Source organism: Serratia sp. KG1D, from assembly GCF_037150675.1.
Classification (GTDB): domain Bacteria; phylum Pseudomonadota; class Gammaproteobacteria; order Enterobacterales; family Enterobacteriaceae; genus Serratia; species Serratia nematodiphila.
In genome coordinates this window covers 186,491-202,958 of record NZ_JBAGIH010000006.1, presented here as the reverse complement: position 1 = coordinate 202,958, position 16,468 = coordinate 186,491, and the positions used below count along the sequence as shown (strand labels likewise).

Sequence of the window (16,468 nt, the reverse complement as noted above, 5' to 3'; positions counted from 1 at the left end):
GCGGCGGGCCCAACGCTAATCAGGACTGCCCTATGACAAATCCGTTGCTGACCCCGTTTTCCCTGCCGCCTTTCTCGGCGATCCGCCCTGAAGATATCGTGCCAGCGGTGCAATCCGCGCTGGCGGACTGCCGCGCTGCGGTAGAGCGCGTGGTCGCGCAGCCGGGCCCGTTCACCTGGGACAATCTGTGTCAGCCGTTGGCGGAGTCGGACGATCGCCTGTCGCGCATCTGGTCGCCGATCGGGCACCTGAACTCGGTGAAAAACAGCCCGGAGCTGCGCGCCGCCTATGAGCAGGCGCTGCCGCTGCTGTCCGAGTACGGCACCTGGGTCGGCCAGCACGAAGGGCTGTACCAGGCCTACCGCAGCCTGAAAGAGGGCGCGGCGTTCGAGGCGTTGAGCGTGCCGCAGCGCAAGGCGGTGGATAACGCGCTGCGCGATTTCGAACTGTCGGGCATCGGCCTGTCGGCGGACAAACAGCAGCGCTACGGCGAGATCGTCGCGCGCCTGTCCGAACTGGGTTCCACCTACAGCAATAACGTGCTCGACGCCACCATGGGCTGGAGCAAACTGATTACCGACGAAGCCGAGCTGAGCGGCCTGCCGGAAAGCGCTCTGGCGCAGGCGCAGGCGATGGCGCAGGCCAAAGAGCAAGACGGCTGGTTGCTGACGCTGGACATGCCGAGCTACCTGCCGGTGCTGACCTACGCCGACAACCGCGCGCTGCGCGAAGAGATGTACCGCGCCTTCGCCACTCGCGCCTCCGATCAGGGGCCGAACGCCGGCAAATGGGACAACAGCGAAGTGATGGCGGAAACGCTGGCGCTGCGCCACGAGCTGGCTCAGCTGCTGGGCTTCGATACCTACGCCGACAAGTCGCTGGCGACCAAAATGGCGGAGAGCCCGGAGCAGGTGATCGGCTTCCTGAGCGATCTGGCCAAGCGCGCCCGCCCGCAGGCCGAGCAAGAGCTGGCGCAGCTGCGCGCCTTCGCCAAACAGCACTATGGCGTGGACGAGCTCGAAGCCTGGGACATCACCTATTACGGCGAAAAACAGAAACAGCACCTGTTCTCCATCAGCGACGAGCAGCTGCGCCCGTACTTCCCGGAGCAGCGGGTGGTGGAAGGGCTGTTCGAAGTGGTGAAACGCATCTACGGCATCACCGCCAAAGAACGTAAAGACGTGGAAACCTGGCATCCGGACGTGCGCTTCTTCGATCTGTTCGCCGCCGACGGCGAGCTGCGCGGCAGTTTCTACCTCGATCTGTACGCCCGCGAAAACAAACGCGGCGGCGCCTGGATGGACGACTGTGTCGGCAGCCTGCGCAAGGCCGACGGCACGTTGCAAAAACCGGTCGCTTACCTGACCTGCAACTTCAACCGCCCGTTGGGCGACCAGCCGGCGCTGTTCACCCATAACGAAGTGACCACGCTGTTCCACGAATTCGGCCACGGTCTGCATCACATGCTGACGCAGATCGATACCGCCGGCGTCTCCGGCATCAACGGGGTGCCGTGGGATGCGGTCGAGCTGCCGAGCCAGTTTATGGAAAACTGGTGCTGGGAGCCGGAAGCGCTGGCGTTTATCTCCGGCCACTACCAGAGCGGCGAGCCGCTGCCGAAGGAAATGCTCGACAAGCTGCTGGCGGCCAAGAATTACCAGGCGGCGCTGTTTATCCTGCGCCAGCTGGAGTTCGGCCTGTTCGATTTCCGCATGCACTTCGAATACAGCCCGGAAAAAGGGGCGCAGATCCTGCCGACGCTGGCGGAAGTGAAGAAAATGGTGGCGGTGGTGCCTTCACCGAGCTGGGGCCGCTTCCCGCACGCCTTCAGCCACATCTTTGCCGGCGGCTACGCGGCGGGTTACTACAGCTACCTGTGGGCGGAAGTGCTGTCGGCCGACGCCTACTCGCGCTTCGAAGAAGAGGGGATATTCAACGCCGAGACCGGCAAATCCTTCCTCGACAACATCCTGTCGCGCGGCGGTTCGGAAGAGCCGATGGCGCTGTTCAAACGCTTCCGTGGCCGCGAGCCGCAGCTGGATGCTATGCTGCGCCATTACGGCATTAAAGGATAACCCGACACGTGAGCGTGTGTTTATTGTGTGAAGCAGGCGCCGATCCCGGCGCCTTGTCTGTTTTGGCGCAGCGCTGGCGGCTGACGTCCGACGATGACGCGCCGATGGCGCTGGTACTGACCCCAGAACGGCTGGAGCTGCGCAAGCGCGACGAGCCGAAGCTCGGCGGGATCTACGTCGATTTCGTCTCCGGTGCCATGGCGCACCGGCGCCGCTTCGGCGGCGGCCGCGGCGAGGCGGTGGCCAAAGCGGTCGGCATCAAGGGCAGCTACCTGCCGGACGTGGTGGACGCCACCGCCGGGCTGGGGCGCGACGCCTTCGTGCTGGCGGCGCTGGGCTGCCGGGTGCGGATGCTGGAGCGCAATCCGGTGGTGGCGGCGTTGCTGGACGACGGCCTGCAGCGCGGCTATCAGGATGCGGAAATCGGCCCGTGGCTGCGCGAGCGCCTGACGCTGCTGCACGCCTCCAGCCTGACGGCGCTGGCGGATCTCAGCCCGCGTCCCGAGGTGGTGTATCTCGATCCGATGTTCCCGCACAAGCAGAAAAGCGCGCTGGTGAAGAAAGAGATGCGGGTGTTTCAATCGCTGGTGGGCAGTGACGATGACGCCGACGGCCTGCTGGAACCGGCGCGCCGTTTGGCCACCAAGCGCGTGGTGGTGAAACGCCCGGACTACGCGCCGCCGCTGGCCGACGTGCCGGCGCACGCCGCCACGCTGACCAAAAGCCACCGCTTCGATATCTACATGCCGCTGTAATGTCTGCCGGGCCCGCTGTGTCGGGCCCTCAGTTTTCCTCTCGTAAACTTTTCCCCACGCCGCCGCCCGGATGCACCGCCAGCAAGGCGTTCTTGTCGTAACCACTGCGCGCCATCAGGCAGGCGCAGGCGGCGTCGAAGATCGCCAACACCAGCACAATTGAGGTGGTGGCCAGCATGTTCAGCGGATCTATCTCCTTCTGCACCCCGGTAGCGATCGTCAGCTGCGCCGCCTGCGCGATGGCGGAATGCGGGTTTTCCGTCACCGCGATCAGCGTCACTCCCTTGGCCTGCAGCGTCGGCAGCAGGCGGGTCAGCTCGTCGGAATTGCCGCCGCGCGAGATCAGGATCAGCAGATCGTCTGCGCGCAGGAAGCCCAGATCGCCGTGCGCCGCGCCGGTGGCGTCGAGATAGACCGCCGGCCGCTCCACGCAGGCCAGCATATGGGCTATCTTGCGCGCCGCAATCCCAGAGGTGCCGACGCCGGTGACGGCGATTTTACCGCGGCAGTCGGCCAGCAGCGCCAGCAGCCGCTGCCAGGTGTGCGCGTCGAGGCGTTCGCCCAGCTGCGCCAGCTCCTGGCTGTAGGTTTGCCAGCCCTGTACGGCCTGCCGCCACTCCTGCTGCATCACGCCTCCTCCTGCATCAACCGGCGGTATTTCATGTGGTCGTTGTACAGCTCGTGGAACACCCGGTATTTACGGTCGTAATAGCTTTTTATCTGGTTGGTCTGCGGCGTGACCGTCTTGCCGATGCGGCTCATGGCGCTCATCGCCTCCGGCAAGGTGTCGAACACGCCGGCCGCCACGGTGCCCATTATCGCGCCGCCCAGCAGCATCGCTTCGCTTTCCTCCGGCAGCAGCATGGCGCAACCGGTGGCGTTGGCGTGCTCCTGCACGAAGATCGGGTTCTTGGTGCCGCCGCCGCTGGCCATGATGGTGTCGATGCTGTAGCCGCTGTGGTTCATGGTTTCGATGATGTGGCGGGTGCCGAGCGCGATGGCCTGAATGGTGGCCAGGTAGTGCAGCGCCATGTCTTCCGGCGTGCGCGACAGCTTCAGCCCGGTCAGGATGCCGGTCAGCGTCGGGTTGGCGCGCGGCGAGCGGTTGCCGTGGAAGTACGGCAGTATGTGAATGTCCTGCGTCAGGAAGGCGATGTTCTCCGGCTCGCCGGCCATGCGGCGCAGAATGGCGTTCAGCACCTCATAGATGGTCTGCCCCTGGGCTTTCGCCTGCGCCAGCAGCTCCTGATAGCACGGATGCGACTGGATGACGTGGTCGATCAGCGCGCCGGTAGCGGACTGGCCGCCCTCGTTCAGCCAGTATTCCGGCAGGATCGCCGAGTAATACGGCCCCCAGACGCCGCCGATAAAGCGCGCGGTGCGCGACATCGCCATATGGCCGGTGGAGGTGCCGCCGATCAGCGCGACGCGGCGATTGAAGTCGGCCACCTCGCCGGAGACGCCGGTGGCGCCCAGCGTGCCGAGGGTGCCGGCGTGCGCGTCGATGATCGATACGCTCACCGCCGTGCCGGCGATCAGCCCCATCTCGCTGGCGGCACGCTGGGTCAGACCGTGACCCAGCGGCTCACCCATCATTTTAACGTCGCTGCCGATCTTGGCCGCGTCATGTTCCAGCACGTCTTCCAGCCCGATCTGCTGGAAGTAGCTCTTGTCCCAACGCTGCTCGTGGCCGAGATAGGTCCACTTGCACACCGTCGAGCACAGCGAGCGGGTGGCGTCCTGGGTGGCGCGCCAGGTGAGGAAGTCCGGCAGATCGAACAGGTAGCCGGCGTTGGCCCAGGTGGTGGGCATGTGCTGTTTCAGCCACAGCAGTTTCGGCGTCTGCATCTCCGGCGAAATGATGCCGCCGACGAAGTCCAGCACCCGGTGTTTGGTGGCGTTGATGCGCTCGGCCTGGGCGATCGCCCGGTGATCCATCCACACGATGATGTTCTGTTCGGTACGACCGGAGGGGCTGACGGTCAGCGGTTTGCCCTCTTTATCCAGCACCACCAGCGAACAGGTGGCGTCGAAGCCCAGCCCTTTGACCTGGATCGGGTTGATGTCGGCCTGGTTGACCGCGTCGCGCACCGCATTGCACACCGCCTGCCAGATGTTATCCGACGACTGCTCGACGAAATCCGCCTTTGGCCGGTACAGATCGATGGCCCGGCTGGCCTGGCCGACCATGCGCCCATTGAGATCGAATACGCCTGCGCGCGCGCTTCCGGTGCCCACATCTACGCCAATAAAATAGCTCGCCATTATCTGTTTTCTCCTAAGCTTTTCGATTCTGTAACGCGATAAACAGGATCAGCACGCCGCCCCACAGGGCCATGGTCAGGTAGCTGCTGACCCCCAGCAAATTGAGGCCGCTTTCCAACATTTGCAGCACGATCAGCGCCAGCACCAGCCCCAGAATGCGGCCGAAACCGCCGTCCGGGTTGATGCCGCCCAGCACCGAGGCCAGAATGGTCACCAGCAGATAAGATTCGCCGTAGCCGGCCTTGGCCGAGTTGAACTTGGCCATCATCAGCAGCGCGGCGCCCCAGCCGAGCAGCGCCGACAGGATGTACACCGCGATCTGCACCCGCGCGGTGTTCACGCCGCTAAAGCGGGTGGCCTGCTCGTTGGAGCCGATCAGGTACAGGCTGCGCCCCAGCGTGGTGTGCTCCAGCAGCAGCCACAGACCGACCGCCACCAGCAGGAACAGGATCAGCGCCACCGGTACGCCGAGCACGGCGCCGTTGCCGAGAAATTGAATCGCCGCCGGGAAGCCGGAGATCACCGCGCCGTTGGACAGCAGGATGTTCAGGCCGGTGATCAGCGTCATGGTGCCGAGCGAGGCGAGGATCGGCGAAACGCCGATCCAGGCTACCAGCACGCCGTTGAGCGCGCCGATCGCCACCGCCACCAACAGGCCGGCCAACAGCGCCAGCGCCAGGAACAGCGGCTGGTCGGGATGGCTGACGATGATCGCCGCCATCACCAGCGAACAGGCGTTGGCGCCGGCGATGATCGACAGGTTGATGCCGCCGGTCAGCATGGTGATGCCCATGCCGAGCGCCAGCAGGCCGAGGATCGGCAGCTGCGAGGCGATCGACTGGAAGTTGCCGAGGCTGAAGAAGCGCGATCCGAGCAGCCCGGCGAACAGCAGCGCCACCGCGATGATGATCGCGCCCTGCAGGCGAATGATCCGATCGTTTGGGATCAACCGAGTTAACTGCGTCATGTCAGATCTCCTTGAGCAGCTTGCGTTTTTCGTTCCAGGCGGTGGTGCTGATGCTGATCAAAATGATCGCGCCGCTGAATACCTGGTGCCAATAGGCCGAGACGCTGAGCAGCGTCAGCCCGTTTTGCAGGAAGGCCAGCAGCACCACGCCGAGCAGGGTGCCGGTCAACGATCCGCGGCCGCCGCTCATGCTGGTGCCGCCCAGCACCACCGCCGCCAATACCGTCAGCTCGAAGCCGAGCAGCGAGTTGGGCGCCACCGACTGGGTGATCTGCGCCTGCACCACCGCCGCGACGCCGGCCAGAATGCCCATATAGCCGTAGACGCAGAAGTGCAGCCGCAGCAGGTTCAACCCCAGGCGCGACGCCGCGTCGCGGTTGCCGCCCATGGCGTAGATCTGGCGCCCCAGCCGGGTGCGGTTCATCAGCACGCCGGTGACGACGATGGTCGCCAGCAGGCACAGCAGCGGCAGCGTCAGGCCGTAGTCGTAACCGTCGGCGCCCTGGAACGAGAACCAGTTGATGCCGTTCATGAACCAGTCCGGGAAGCCGTACAGCCAGGTACCGTTGGTGGCGTACACCAGCAGGCCGTAGAACAGGTTAAGGGTAGCGATGGTGATGATGATCGCCGGCACCTTGAGCCAATACACCAGGAAACCGTTCACCAACCCGAGCAGCAGGCCGACGCCAATCGCCAGGGCGAACGCCAGCGGGAAGCTGCCGCCGTGCTGGATCACCCAGCTGGCCATCACATACTGCGCGATGGCGGTGACCGCCGGGAACGAAATGTCGATGCCGCCGGCGATCAGCACCACGAACAGCCCGCAGGCCAGGATGCCGAGAATGGCGTAGCTGGTGGCGACGTCGGTCAGGTTGCCGAGCGTCAGAAACTCATCGGTGCCGGCGCTCAGGCCGATCGCCAGCAGCAGCACCAGCAGGCCGAGATAAAACTCGTGCCGCCCGGCCAGGCGGGCCAATAATGACTTATCCATTCACCACCTCGGCGATCTGTTGTTCGGTACTCTGGTGCGGCGCGAATTCGGCGATCAGCTCGCCCTTGCGCATCACCATCACCCGATGGCTGTTGTAATAGGCTTCCGGGATCTCGTCGCAGATCATCAGCACCGCCATGCCCAGCTGCGCCAGATCGCGGGCGATCTGATAGATCCCCTCTTTGTTGGCGATGTCGACGCCGACGGTGGGTGAGTCGAGGATCAGGATCTTCGGCTGGGTTGCGACCCATTTGGCGATGGCGATGCGCTGGGCGTTGCCGCCGGACAGGGTCTTCACCGGCAATGCGCTGTCGGACACCTTGATGTTCAGATCGCGGATCAGCCGGTTGACCAGCTCGGTCGCCTTGGCGTGATCCAGCAATCCAAGCGAGGTATGCAGCCGATCGAAGACGGTGACGATGGTGTTGTCGTAGATCGATTGCTCCATGATCAATCCCTGCGTCAGACGATCCTCCGACACATAACCGATGCCGTGGCGCACCGCTTCGCGGTTGTTGTGCAGCTGCACCGCTTGGCCCTCGATGCGGATCTCGCCGCTGTCCGGCCGCGTCATGCCGAACAGGCTGAGGCACAGTTCGGTGCGGCCGGCGCCGAGCAGGCCGACGATCGAGACGATCTCGCCGCCGCGCAGCGCCAGATTGACGTTGCGGTATTTTTCGCCGCGGCTGAGGTTGCGCACCTCGAGCAGCGGCGCCTGTTCGGCCGGCGGCAGCGGCGGCAGCGGGCTGTAGTGGAAGCGTTGGCCGGTCATCAGGAACGCCAGTTCATGGCTGTCCAGTTCGCTGGCCGGCCAGGTGCCCACCAGCTTGCCGTCGCGCATCACGCTGATGCGATCGGCGACTTCCATCACTTCATCCAATCGGTGGCTGACGAACACCACGCAGATGCCGGCTGCTTTCAATTCGTTGACCACCCGCAGCAGGCCGTCGACCTCCTGGCGGGTCAGCGAGGCGGTCGGTTCGTCCATGATAACCAACCGCGCTTCGGCGGCGATGGCGCGGCAAATCGCCACCAGCTGCCGATCGGCGATCGACAGTTTTTCTACTTTTTTATCGGGATCGATGTGTACGCCGACCCGCGCCATGGCGTCCAGCGCCGTCTGGCGCATCACCCGCTTGCGCACCCAGAAGTGGCCGCCGGGCAGGTAACGGTGGATGGCGATGTTTTCCGCCACCGTCAGGTTAGGGAACAGCGACAGGTCCTGGTAGATCACCTGTATGCCGTAATAACCGGACAGCTGCGGCGTCAGGGCGTGGAAGAGTTTGCCTTCCAGCGAAATATTGGCGCCTTTTTCCGGCTGATAGACGCCGGAGATGATTTTAATAATGGTGCTTTTGCCGCAGCCGTTTTGCCCGGCCAGGCAGTGCACTTCGCCTTTATTCAGCGTCAGGTTGATCTGGTCTAATGCCAGCACGCCTGGGAATCGCTTGCTGATATTCTCCAGGGTGATAAATGCGGGGGAGGCTGTCATAACGTTAACCTGTGCTTGCGTAGCGGCCGAAGCCCTGGGCGCAGCAACGCTGCGCCCCTACGAGGGTTTAACTACTTTCCCGGTGTGGCGAAATTACGCGAAAAATCAGAATCCGAGCGATTGGGCGTTGTCTTTGGTCACTTCCAAAATCTTATTAAACCGAATCACTTTGTGCTCCATATCGACGTCGGCCTTACCCAACCCCTCGATCGACAGGTCTTTGTTCACGTCCTTGCCCTGCAGCAGCTGATCGGCCACCGTCACCAGCGCATAACCGGCGTCTTTCGGATCCCACAGCAGCGCTTTCTTGATGTCGCCGCGCATCAGGTAAGGGGCGGCCTGCGCCGGCATGGCGATGCCCACCACCGCGATTTTGTCCTTGGCGCGCTTCTTGGCCACCGCCTGGCCGGCGCCGATCGGGCCGAGCGAACCAAAGCCGATGATGCCCTTCATCTGCGGATAGGTTTTCATCAGATCCAGCGTGGTGGCATAGGATTTGTCGATGCTTTCCGCCACCGGCAAGCGCGAGGTGACTTCAAACATGTCCGGGTATTTTTCTTTCTGGTACTTGATGGCGGAATCGGCCCAGGCGTTGTGCAGCGGCACGGTCAGCGAGCCGACGTAGATCGCGTAGCCGCCTTTGCCGCCCATGTTTTTCGCCAGCTCATCGACGTTGGCCTGCGCGTATTTCTCGCTGTCGATGGTCTCGATGTCCCACTGGCCGATCTGCTGGTCCGGGGATTCATGGGTCAGCACCACGATGCCTTTGTCGCGCGCTTTTTTCAGCACCGGCTCCAGCACCTTGGCGTCGTTCGGCACCACGATGATGGCGTTGACGTTCTTGGCGATCAGATCCTCAATCACCTTGACCTGCGCGGCCGGATCCGGCGTAGAAGGGCCGGTCTGGTAGGCGTTGACGTCGAGTTTTTTCGCCGCTTCGTTGACGCCCACTTCCATGCGGTTGAACCACGGAATGCCGGTCACTTTGGCGACCACGGCAATCTCATATTTATCAGCGGCGAACACAGGTGTTGTCGATAACATGCACGCAGAAACCACACATGCATTTAATAATGCGAGGTTAAATTTCATTAGCTGTACCTTTTTTTATCTGTAGGGGTGGCGGTTTTTCCACCGCTGCAGATTACAAAGGAATGGAAGAGGGGGCGTAGCCGAAGTTAACGAAATGTGATCTGCGCACATTTAAGTAAAATATTGGCGTATTTATTGTTAAATAAATGTTTAATTATTTGGCGGTGGTAAATTTACTACCAACTAAACGGCTGTAAATAACTTTTTATTAACTTTTAATTAACGCTTTCGCATCATTTTGATGGCTTGGACGCGGAAAAAAATGCCGGCGCAGAGGCCGGCATTGAAGCATTTAATCGATGTGTGAACAAGATCACCTTTGCGCCCGATTACAGCACGCCCTGGGCCAGCATCGCCTCTGCAACCTTGACGAAACCGGCGATATTCGCGCCGTGCACATAGTGAGTCTGCTTGCCCTCGCCGCCGTATTCCACGCAGGCATGGTGAATATCCGCCATGATATGTTGTAAACGTACATCCACTTTTTCCGCCCGCCAGCCGATGCGCGCGGCGTTTTGCGCCATCTCCAGTCCCGAGGTGGCCACGCCGCCGGCGTTGGCCGCCTTGCCGGGCGCGAACAGCACCCCGGCGTCGAGGAAGGCGTCGGTGGCCTGGATGGTGGTCGGCATGTTGGCGCCTTCCGCCACCGCTTTCACCCCGTTGCGGATCAGCGTCTGCGCCGCCTCGAGATCCAGCTCGTTCTGGGTGGCGCACGGCAGGGCGATATCCACCGGCACGTTCCACGGCTGCTGGCCCGCCAGGTAGGTCAGGCCGCGTTCGCGGGCGTAGTCCGCCACCCGGCCGTAGCGCTGGTTCTTGATCTCCGCCAGGTGCGCCAGCTTCTCGGTGGTGAAACCGTCTTCGTCCACCAGGGTGCCGCCGGAATCCGATACGGTGATCACGCGCGCGTCCAGCTCCAGCGCTTTCTCGATGGTGTACTGCGCTACGTTGCCGGAACCGGATACCGCCACCCGCATGCCCTCAAAGCCCAGGCCGTGGCGCTGCAGCATGGCGTCGGTAAAGTACACCAGGCCGTAGCCGGTCGCCTCGGGGCGGATCAGGCTGCCGCCGAAGGAGAGGCCCTTGCCGGTAAACACGCAGGCGGTGTTGTTGGACAGTTTTTTCATCATGCCGGCCATAAAGCCGACTTCACGACCGCCGACGCCGATGTCGCCGGCCGGCACGTCGGTGTCCGGGCCCAAGTGGCGATACAGCTCGGTCATCAGCGCCTGGCAGAAGCGCATGATCTCGCCCTGGCTTTTGCCCTTCGGATCGAAATCGGAGCCGCCTTTGCCGCCGCCCATCGGCAGGGTGGTCAGCGCATTCTTGAAGGTCTGCTCAAAGCCGAGGAACTTCAGGATCGACAGGTTTACCGACGGGTGGAAGCGCATGCCGCCCTTGTAGGGGCCGATGGCCGAGTTGAACTGCACGCGGAAGGCGCGGTTGACCTGCACCTGGCCGCGATCGTCCACCCAGCTGACGCGGAACTGAATGACGCGCTCGGGCTCCACCAGGCGCTCCAGCAGCGCCTGTTCGCGATAGCGCGGGTTGCGCTCGATAAACGGCCACAGCGAGGTGAACACTTCGCGCACCGCCTGCAGATATTCCGGCTGGTGGGGGTTATGGCGTTGTAACGAGGACAGGAAAGACTCTACCGATACGGCATATTCCATGGATAACTCCTTTTCGCATTAAATTTCCCCCGCTATTTCTTATAGATTTGGGTATAGGCGATGCTCGGGGGAGGATGTTGTGTCTTTAGCGACTATATCATCGGAGGGCGGTTGATTATCAAGCGATTAATCGGCGTGGCGGCATGAAAAACGCCCGCAGGGCGCGGGCGTTGGTCAGTTAAGTTAGCAAACGCTTACTTCATTCGTCTTCTTCATCGCGCAGCGGCACGATCAGCATATCGATGTGCACGGTATTGATCAGCTGGCGCGCGGAAGACATCAGCTTGCTCCAGAAGTCCTGATGGTGGCCGCACAGCACCAGGTCCATATCGTATTTCTTGATGGCGTCCACCAGCACCTGCGCCAGATCGCCGCTGCCGCTCAGGGTCTCGGTGATCGGGTAGCCGGCGTTTTGCGACAGCTCGGTCAGCGCCTGATGGGTTTCTTCAGAGATGCGTTTTTGCATGTCGCCGAGATTGACGTCGATAAGGCCGGTATAGAGGTCGGAATAGTTGACATCGACGTGGATCAGAGAAACTTTGGCGTTATACGGCCGCGCCATAGAGACGGCTTTTTCTACCAGGATCTTGCTTTCCGGGGATAGGTCTACCGCGATCAATATGTGTTTGTAAGCCATAAGAATACTCCTTCCATAAACATGCCGATTAAAAAGGGTTAGCAGGCGTTCCGTGTACCCGCCTGGCGCTGTTGGTTCCATAGTATCATTCGGATAACGCAATGATATGTTGGGGCGATCACACTGCGCCGCATCGAAAATCTCTGCGCACGATACCTTTTGTTGTACACCCGCGTGGCGTAAAAGCCTATGGGTTATGCGGGTTTTAACGGTCTGACCGCTTGAATTATAAGCGTTATTAAACAAAGTATAGCGCTAAATGTGCAATCAGCGCTCCAGATGCGGCTGCAACAGGCTTTCAAACCACTCATGAAACACCGCCAAACGGCGGGAACGCTGGCGGCGATGGGGGTAGATCAGGGCGATCGGCATGGAGGCGGCGCGGTAACCGGGCAGGACTTCCACCAGTTCACCGGCGTCGAGCAGGTGTTGTACGTCGTAGCGCGGGATTTGCATCAGCCCCAGCCCGGCGCGGCAGCAGGCGATATAGCTTTCGGCGTTGTTGACCACCACCCGGCTGGGTAGTTCGAGCCGTTGCGTATGGCCGTCGCCGGTCAGGTATTCCCAGGGGGATTCGCGGCCGGTCCTGGGTGAGGCGTAGCCGATGCTCCAGTGCCCCTCGGCAAGATCGCCGGGGTGGAGCGGATGACCGAATTCGCTCAGGTAGGCGGGGCTGGCGCAGTTGATCAGCGCGATATGGCCGAGCGGGCGCATCACCAGGCTGCTGTCGTGCAGATCGCCGACGCGCACCGCGCAGTCGACCCCCTCCTGCACCAGATCGATGGCGCGATCGGCGGAGCCGAGCACCAGCTGCAGGTGAGGATGGCGCCGCAGCAAGCCGGGCAGCGCCGGAGCGATCAGCCGGCGGGCGATGCGGCTCGGCACGTCGACGCTGAGCCGTCCGGAGGCCTGCCGTTGGCTGGCCTGAAATGACTGATCGATGTCTTCCACTTCGGCCAGCAGCGGGCGCAGCCGCTCGAGCAGCTGTTCGCCGTCGGCGGTCAGCCGCACCTGCCGCGTGGTGCGGTGCAGCAGGCGCACGCCCAGCTGCGTTTCCAATTGCTGCACGGCGGCGGAGACCGAGGCGCGCGGCACCTCCAGCGCATGGGCCGCCCGGATAAAGCTGCCCATTTCCGCCACCTGTACGAATACGCGGTATTGATTGAATCTGTCCATCTCGTTGACCTGCTGTTCCTTGGCGCCGTTCCCGACAGAAAGTGTAGCCGCATGGCGCGGTTGCGCGCGAGCAGGTGCGGGGGCCTCTCCGCCCCCGTCGAACTATTTGGTGGTGTAGCCGCCGTTGATCAGGATGGTTTGGCCGGTTACCCACCAGCCGTCGCTGACCAGATGGCGGATGAACGGCACCACGTCTTCGATATCGGTCAGGCCGGTTTTGCTGAACGGCGACAGCGCCGCCGCCGTTTTGTGGTAGGCCACGGCGTCCGCACCCTCTGCCGGGTAGAAGAACGGGGTGTCCATCGGGCCGGGGCCGACTGCCGTCACGGAGATGCCGCGTTCGCCGAACTCCTTGGCGGCGGCGCGGGTGAAGTGCTCCACCGGCGCCTTGGTGCCGGCGTAAGCGGCGTAGAACGGCGTGAAGGCGCCGAGCAGCGAGGTGACCAGCGTGCAAATTTTACCGTTGTCGTTAAGGTGCTTGCCCGCCTCTTTCAGGAAGAAGAACGCGGTTTTGGCGTTGACCGCCGTCATCTCGTCGTACTCGGCTTCGCTGATGTCGATCATCGGCTTTTTCAACACCTTGCCGACGGTATTGATGGCGATATCCGGCTTGCCGACGGCGGCTACCGCATCGGCGAACAGCTTCTCGACCGCGCCCGCGGTGGTGAGATCGGCCTGCAGCGCGACACCTTGCGCGCCGGTGGCCTGAATGGCGGCGACGGTTTTTTCCGCTTCGGTTTTGGAGGCGGCGCTGTTGTAGTGGATCACCACCGCTTTGGCGCCTTGTTCAGCCAAATCGCGTGCGATCAGCCCGCCGAGGTTTTTGGCGCCGCCGGCGATGAGGACGGTTTTTCCCTTGATTGAATGGTTTGCCATAACAGTTTCCTTGGATGAGCGTAACGGAAACCTGAGTCTAGCCAGCGTGGGGGGAAAGATCAGCGGCGTGGCGCGGGATAGACTATCCAGAAAAGCGACATAATCGAAACGGACGGTTATCGCTTATAACGCCCCGGCAGGTGACTTTTCGGTACAGGGCGGTAAATTTTATCCACTGCTCAGGCCAGTTTGCGTTTCATTAACCTACAATGATGGATATGGGCCTCATCATTTCTCCTCTGAGTAGAACCATGCCGTGCAAATCTCATCGTGCGGTGCGGCAACGTCTTCGGAGGCGGTGGGTTATGGGCGTGGCCCGTGCAGGCAAAAAAAGGGGATGAGAGCGGTAAGCTCCAGCAGAGTATCGGGTAATGAGGTAGGGCGGTTGGACCCGGCGGATGGCCGCGGATAACAACGCCTTGAGGGGGCAATCATGATCAGTACCGTCGCGCTGTTTTGGGCCTTATGTGTGGTGTGTGTGGTAAACATGGTGCGGTATTACTCTTCTCTGCGCGCGCTGCTGGTGGTATTGCGCGGCTGTGACCCGCTGCTGTACCAATACGTCGACGGCGGCGGCTTCTTCACCGCCCACGGCCAACCCAGCAAGCAGCTGAGGCTGGTGCGCTATATCTTTGCGCAGCGCTATGTCGAACACCACGATCCGGAGTTTATTCGCCGCTGTGAGCGGGTGCGCGGGCAGTTTATGCTGACCTCGGCCCTGTGCGGCCTGGTGGTCATCTGCCTGATAGCGATGATGATTTGGTATTAATGCCTTTCTGTTTCCCTTGATGCAGGCAAAAAAAAGGCGGCCCTGCGGCCGCCTTCCTCATGATGCTTATCGCTTAGATCAGCTTCAACGCAATCCAATACAGCGCACCGGAAAGCAGAATCGAGATTGGCAGGGTCAGTACCCAGGCCAACAGGATGTTCTTCACGGTTTTGCTCTGCACGCCGCCGCCGTCCACGATCATCGTCCCGGCAACCGCCGAAGAGAGGACGTGGGTGGTGGAGACCGGCATGCCGGTATAGCTCGCCACGCCGATCGACAGCGCCGCGGTCATCTGGGCCGATACGCCCTGGGCGTAGGTCATGCCTTTCTTGCCGATCTTCTCGCCGATGGTGGTGGCCACGCGTTTCCAGCCCACCATGGTACCGAGCGACAGCGCCAGCGCGACGGCGACGATGATCCACATCGGCGCGTACTCGACGGTCTGCAGCAGATCCTGACGCAGGTTCTTCAGGAAGCGCTGGTCGGCGGATGAGGTTTCCGGCAGCTTGGCGACTTTATCCGCCGTGTCGGTCACGCACATCAGCAGGCGGCGCAGGTGGCTGCGCTGGTCAACCGTCAGCTGATCGTAGCTTTGCAGGTTGGTCAGCATGCCCTGAGCCAGCTCGATCGCCGGCATGGCGCGCGAACTGTCACAGTGGAACTCGGCCGGTTTGCCAGACGCAGCTTCGTCATCCGGGCTTGGCACCAGCGGCGTCAGCGACACCGCATGCGACAGCGCGTCGCCGTGCTGCTGGTAATATTGCTGCAGGTGGGTCACGGCGTCACGCGTACGGGTGATGTCATAACCGGTTGCATTCATATTGACCACGAAGCCGGCCGGCGCAACGCCGATCAACACCAGCATGATAAGGCCGATGCCTTTCTGGCCGTCGTTGGCGCCGTGCGAGAAGCTGACGCCAATCGCCGACAGGATCAGCGCGATACGGGTCCAGAACGGCGGCTTGCGTTTGCCGTCGACCTTTTCACGTTCCGCAGGGGTCATGTGGATACGCTGGCGTTTCTTGGTGCCACTCCAATAGCGGCGCAAGGCGAACACCATCACTCCCGCCACCATCATGCCGACCAGCGGCGAGAACAGCAGAGAAAGGAAAATGCCAATCATTTTCGGGACGTTAAGCGCATCCACCACCGAAGTGTGGGTCATCAGGGCGTTGGTTAAACCGACACCGATGATTGCGCCTATCAGCGTATGGGAACTGGAGGCCGGCAGACCGAAATACCAGGTGCCGAGGTTCCAGATGATTGCCGCCAACAGCATGGAGAAGACCATGGCTAATCCGTGTGCTGAACTGACGTTCAACAACAGATCGGTAGGCAGCAAGTGGACGATGGCGTAAGCAACACTCAAACCGCCGAGCATTACGCCAAGAAAGTTGAACAAACCTGCCATCACGACCGCAAGTTGCGAGCGCATGGCGCGGGTATAAATAACTGTAGCGACCGCATTGGCCGTATCATGAAAACCGTTGATGGCTTCATAAAACAACACGAACAACAATGCGAGAATTAACATCAGGCCGGTATGGAAATCCAGGCCAGCGAACAAATGCAGCATAAGCGTTACGCCAGTTTGTGGACATGAACGCCGCGCATTATCAGTGACAACCGGGGCCGGGGAAAAGGAAAATATGACGTTTTTTTGATTTGGACATGACGAAACGATGACGCGCCTATAACAA

At 61.7% G+C, this 16,468-nt stretch carries 14 protein-coding genes; 3 read left to right on the top strand and 11 right to left on the bottom strand.

All coding sequences use genetic code 11. The annotated features are described in order from the left end of the window. The first annotated feature begins 32 nt into the window (after positions 1 to 32). Together prlC and rsmJ are read left to right on the top strand one after the other, a co-directional pair. Complete coding sequence (gene prlC, locus WFM45_RS23090) at positions 33 to 2,075, top strand: oligopeptidase A (protein WP_015379371.1); 2,043 nt, start codon at positions 33 to 35, stop codon at positions 2,073 to 2,075. 8 nt (positions 2,076 to 2,083) lie between these two features. Beyond that, positions 2,084 to 2,830, top strand: coding sequence for a 16S rRNA (guanine(1516)-N(2))-methyltransferase RsmJ (gene rsmJ / locus WFM45_RS23085; protein ID WP_015379370.1), 747 nt, complete (start codon positions 2,084 to 2,086; stop codon positions 2,828 to 2,830). 28 nt (positions 2,831 to 2,858) lie between these two features. Here the strand turns inward: rsmJ and WFM45_RS23080 are convergent, their stop codons facing one another. From WFM45_RS23080 to WFM45_RS23035, 10 genes are all read right to left on the bottom strand, one after another. Further along, positions 2,859 to 3,458, bottom strand: a complete 600-nt coding sequence (locus WFM45_RS23080) for a KpsF/GutQ family sugar-phosphate isomerase (protein WP_076741284.1) — start codon at positions 3,456 to 3,458, stop codon at positions 2,859 to 2,861. Continuing rightward, positions 3,458 to 5,095, bottom strand: coding sequence for an FGGY-family carbohydrate kinase (locus tag WFM45_RS23075; protein ID WP_118892645.1), 1,638 nt, complete (start codon positions 5,093 to 5,095; stop codon positions 3,458 to 3,460). Before WFM45_RS23075 ends, WFM45_RS23080 begins: the two co-directional genes overlap by 1 nt. Positions 5,096 to 5,108: 13 nt before the next feature. Beyond that, complete coding sequence (locus tag WFM45_RS23070) at positions 5,109 to 6,062, bottom strand: ABC transporter permease (protein ID WP_015379368.1); 954 nt, start codon at positions 6,060 to 6,062, stop codon at positions 5,109 to 5,111. A gap of 1 nt (position 6,063) precedes the next feature. Then, positions 6,064 to 7,053 carry an ABC transporter permease gene (locus WFM45_RS23065; RefSeq protein WP_015379367.1) on the bottom strand — a complete coding sequence of 330 codons (990 nt, stop codon included), beginning with the start codon at positions 7,051 to 7,053 and terminating at the stop codon, positions 6,064 to 6,066. Next, on the bottom strand, positions 7,046 to 8,545 hold the full coding sequence (locus WFM45_RS23060) for a sugar ABC transporter ATP-binding protein (protein WP_015379366.1): 1,500 nt from the start codon (positions 8,543 to 8,545) through the stop codon (positions 7,046 to 7,048). The genes WFM45_RS23065 and WFM45_RS23060 overlap by 8 nt, the downstream gene beginning before the upstream one ends. A gap of 105 nt (positions 8,546 to 8,650) precedes the next feature. Next, a complete protein-coding gene (locus WFM45_RS23055; protein WP_031300309.1) occupies positions 8,651 to 9,637 on the bottom strand; it encodes an autoinducer 2 ABC transporter substrate-binding protein in 987 nt (328 codons plus the stop codon). A 329-nt stretch (positions 9,638 to 9,966) separates the two neighbouring features. After that, positions 9,967 to 11,310, bottom strand: a complete 1,344-nt coding sequence (gene gdhA / locus WFM45_RS23050; RefSeq protein ID WP_015379364.1) for an NADP-specific glutamate dehydrogenase — start codon at positions 11,308 to 11,310, stop codon at positions 9,967 to 9,969. 199 nt (positions 11,311 to 11,509) lie between these two features. After that, positions 11,510 to 11,947, bottom strand: coding sequence for a universal stress protein UspA (gene uspA, locus WFM45_RS23045; protein WP_004930988.1), 438 nt, complete (start codon positions 11,945 to 11,947; stop codon positions 11,510 to 11,512). 267 nt (positions 11,948 to 12,214) lie between these two features. Further along, a complete protein-coding gene (locus tag WFM45_RS23040; protein WP_015379363.1) occupies positions 12,215 to 13,123 on the bottom strand; it encodes a LysR family transcriptional regulator in 909 nt (302 codons plus the stop codon). 102 nt (positions 13,124 to 13,225) lie between these two features. Beyond that, the gene (locus WFM45_RS23035; protein ID WP_033631860.1) at positions 13,226 to 13,999 is read right to left on the bottom strand and encodes an SDR family oxidoreductase; all 774 of its coding nucleotides are present in this window, start codon (positions 13,997 to 13,999) and stop codon (positions 13,226 to 13,228) included. A 433-nt stretch (positions 14,000 to 14,432) separates the two neighbouring features. On the opposite strand from WFM45_RS23035, the gene uspB reads away from it, so the two are divergent. Next, positions 14,433 to 14,768, top strand: a complete 336-nt coding sequence (gene uspB, locus WFM45_RS23030; RefSeq protein WP_004930978.1) for a universal stress protein UspB — start codon at positions 14,433 to 14,435, stop codon at positions 14,766 to 14,768. 73 nt (positions 14,769 to 14,841) lie between these two features. On the opposite strand, the gene pitA is transcribed toward uspB, so the two are convergent. Continuing rightward, positions 14,842 to 16,344 carry an inorganic phosphate transporter PitA gene (gene pitA, locus WFM45_RS23025; RefSeq protein WP_015379362.1) on the bottom strand — a complete coding sequence of 501 codons (1,503 nt, stop codon included), beginning with the start codon at positions 16,342 to 16,344 and terminating at the stop codon, positions 14,842 to 14,844. Between the last annotated feature and the right edge of the window lie 124 nt (positions 16,345 to 16,468).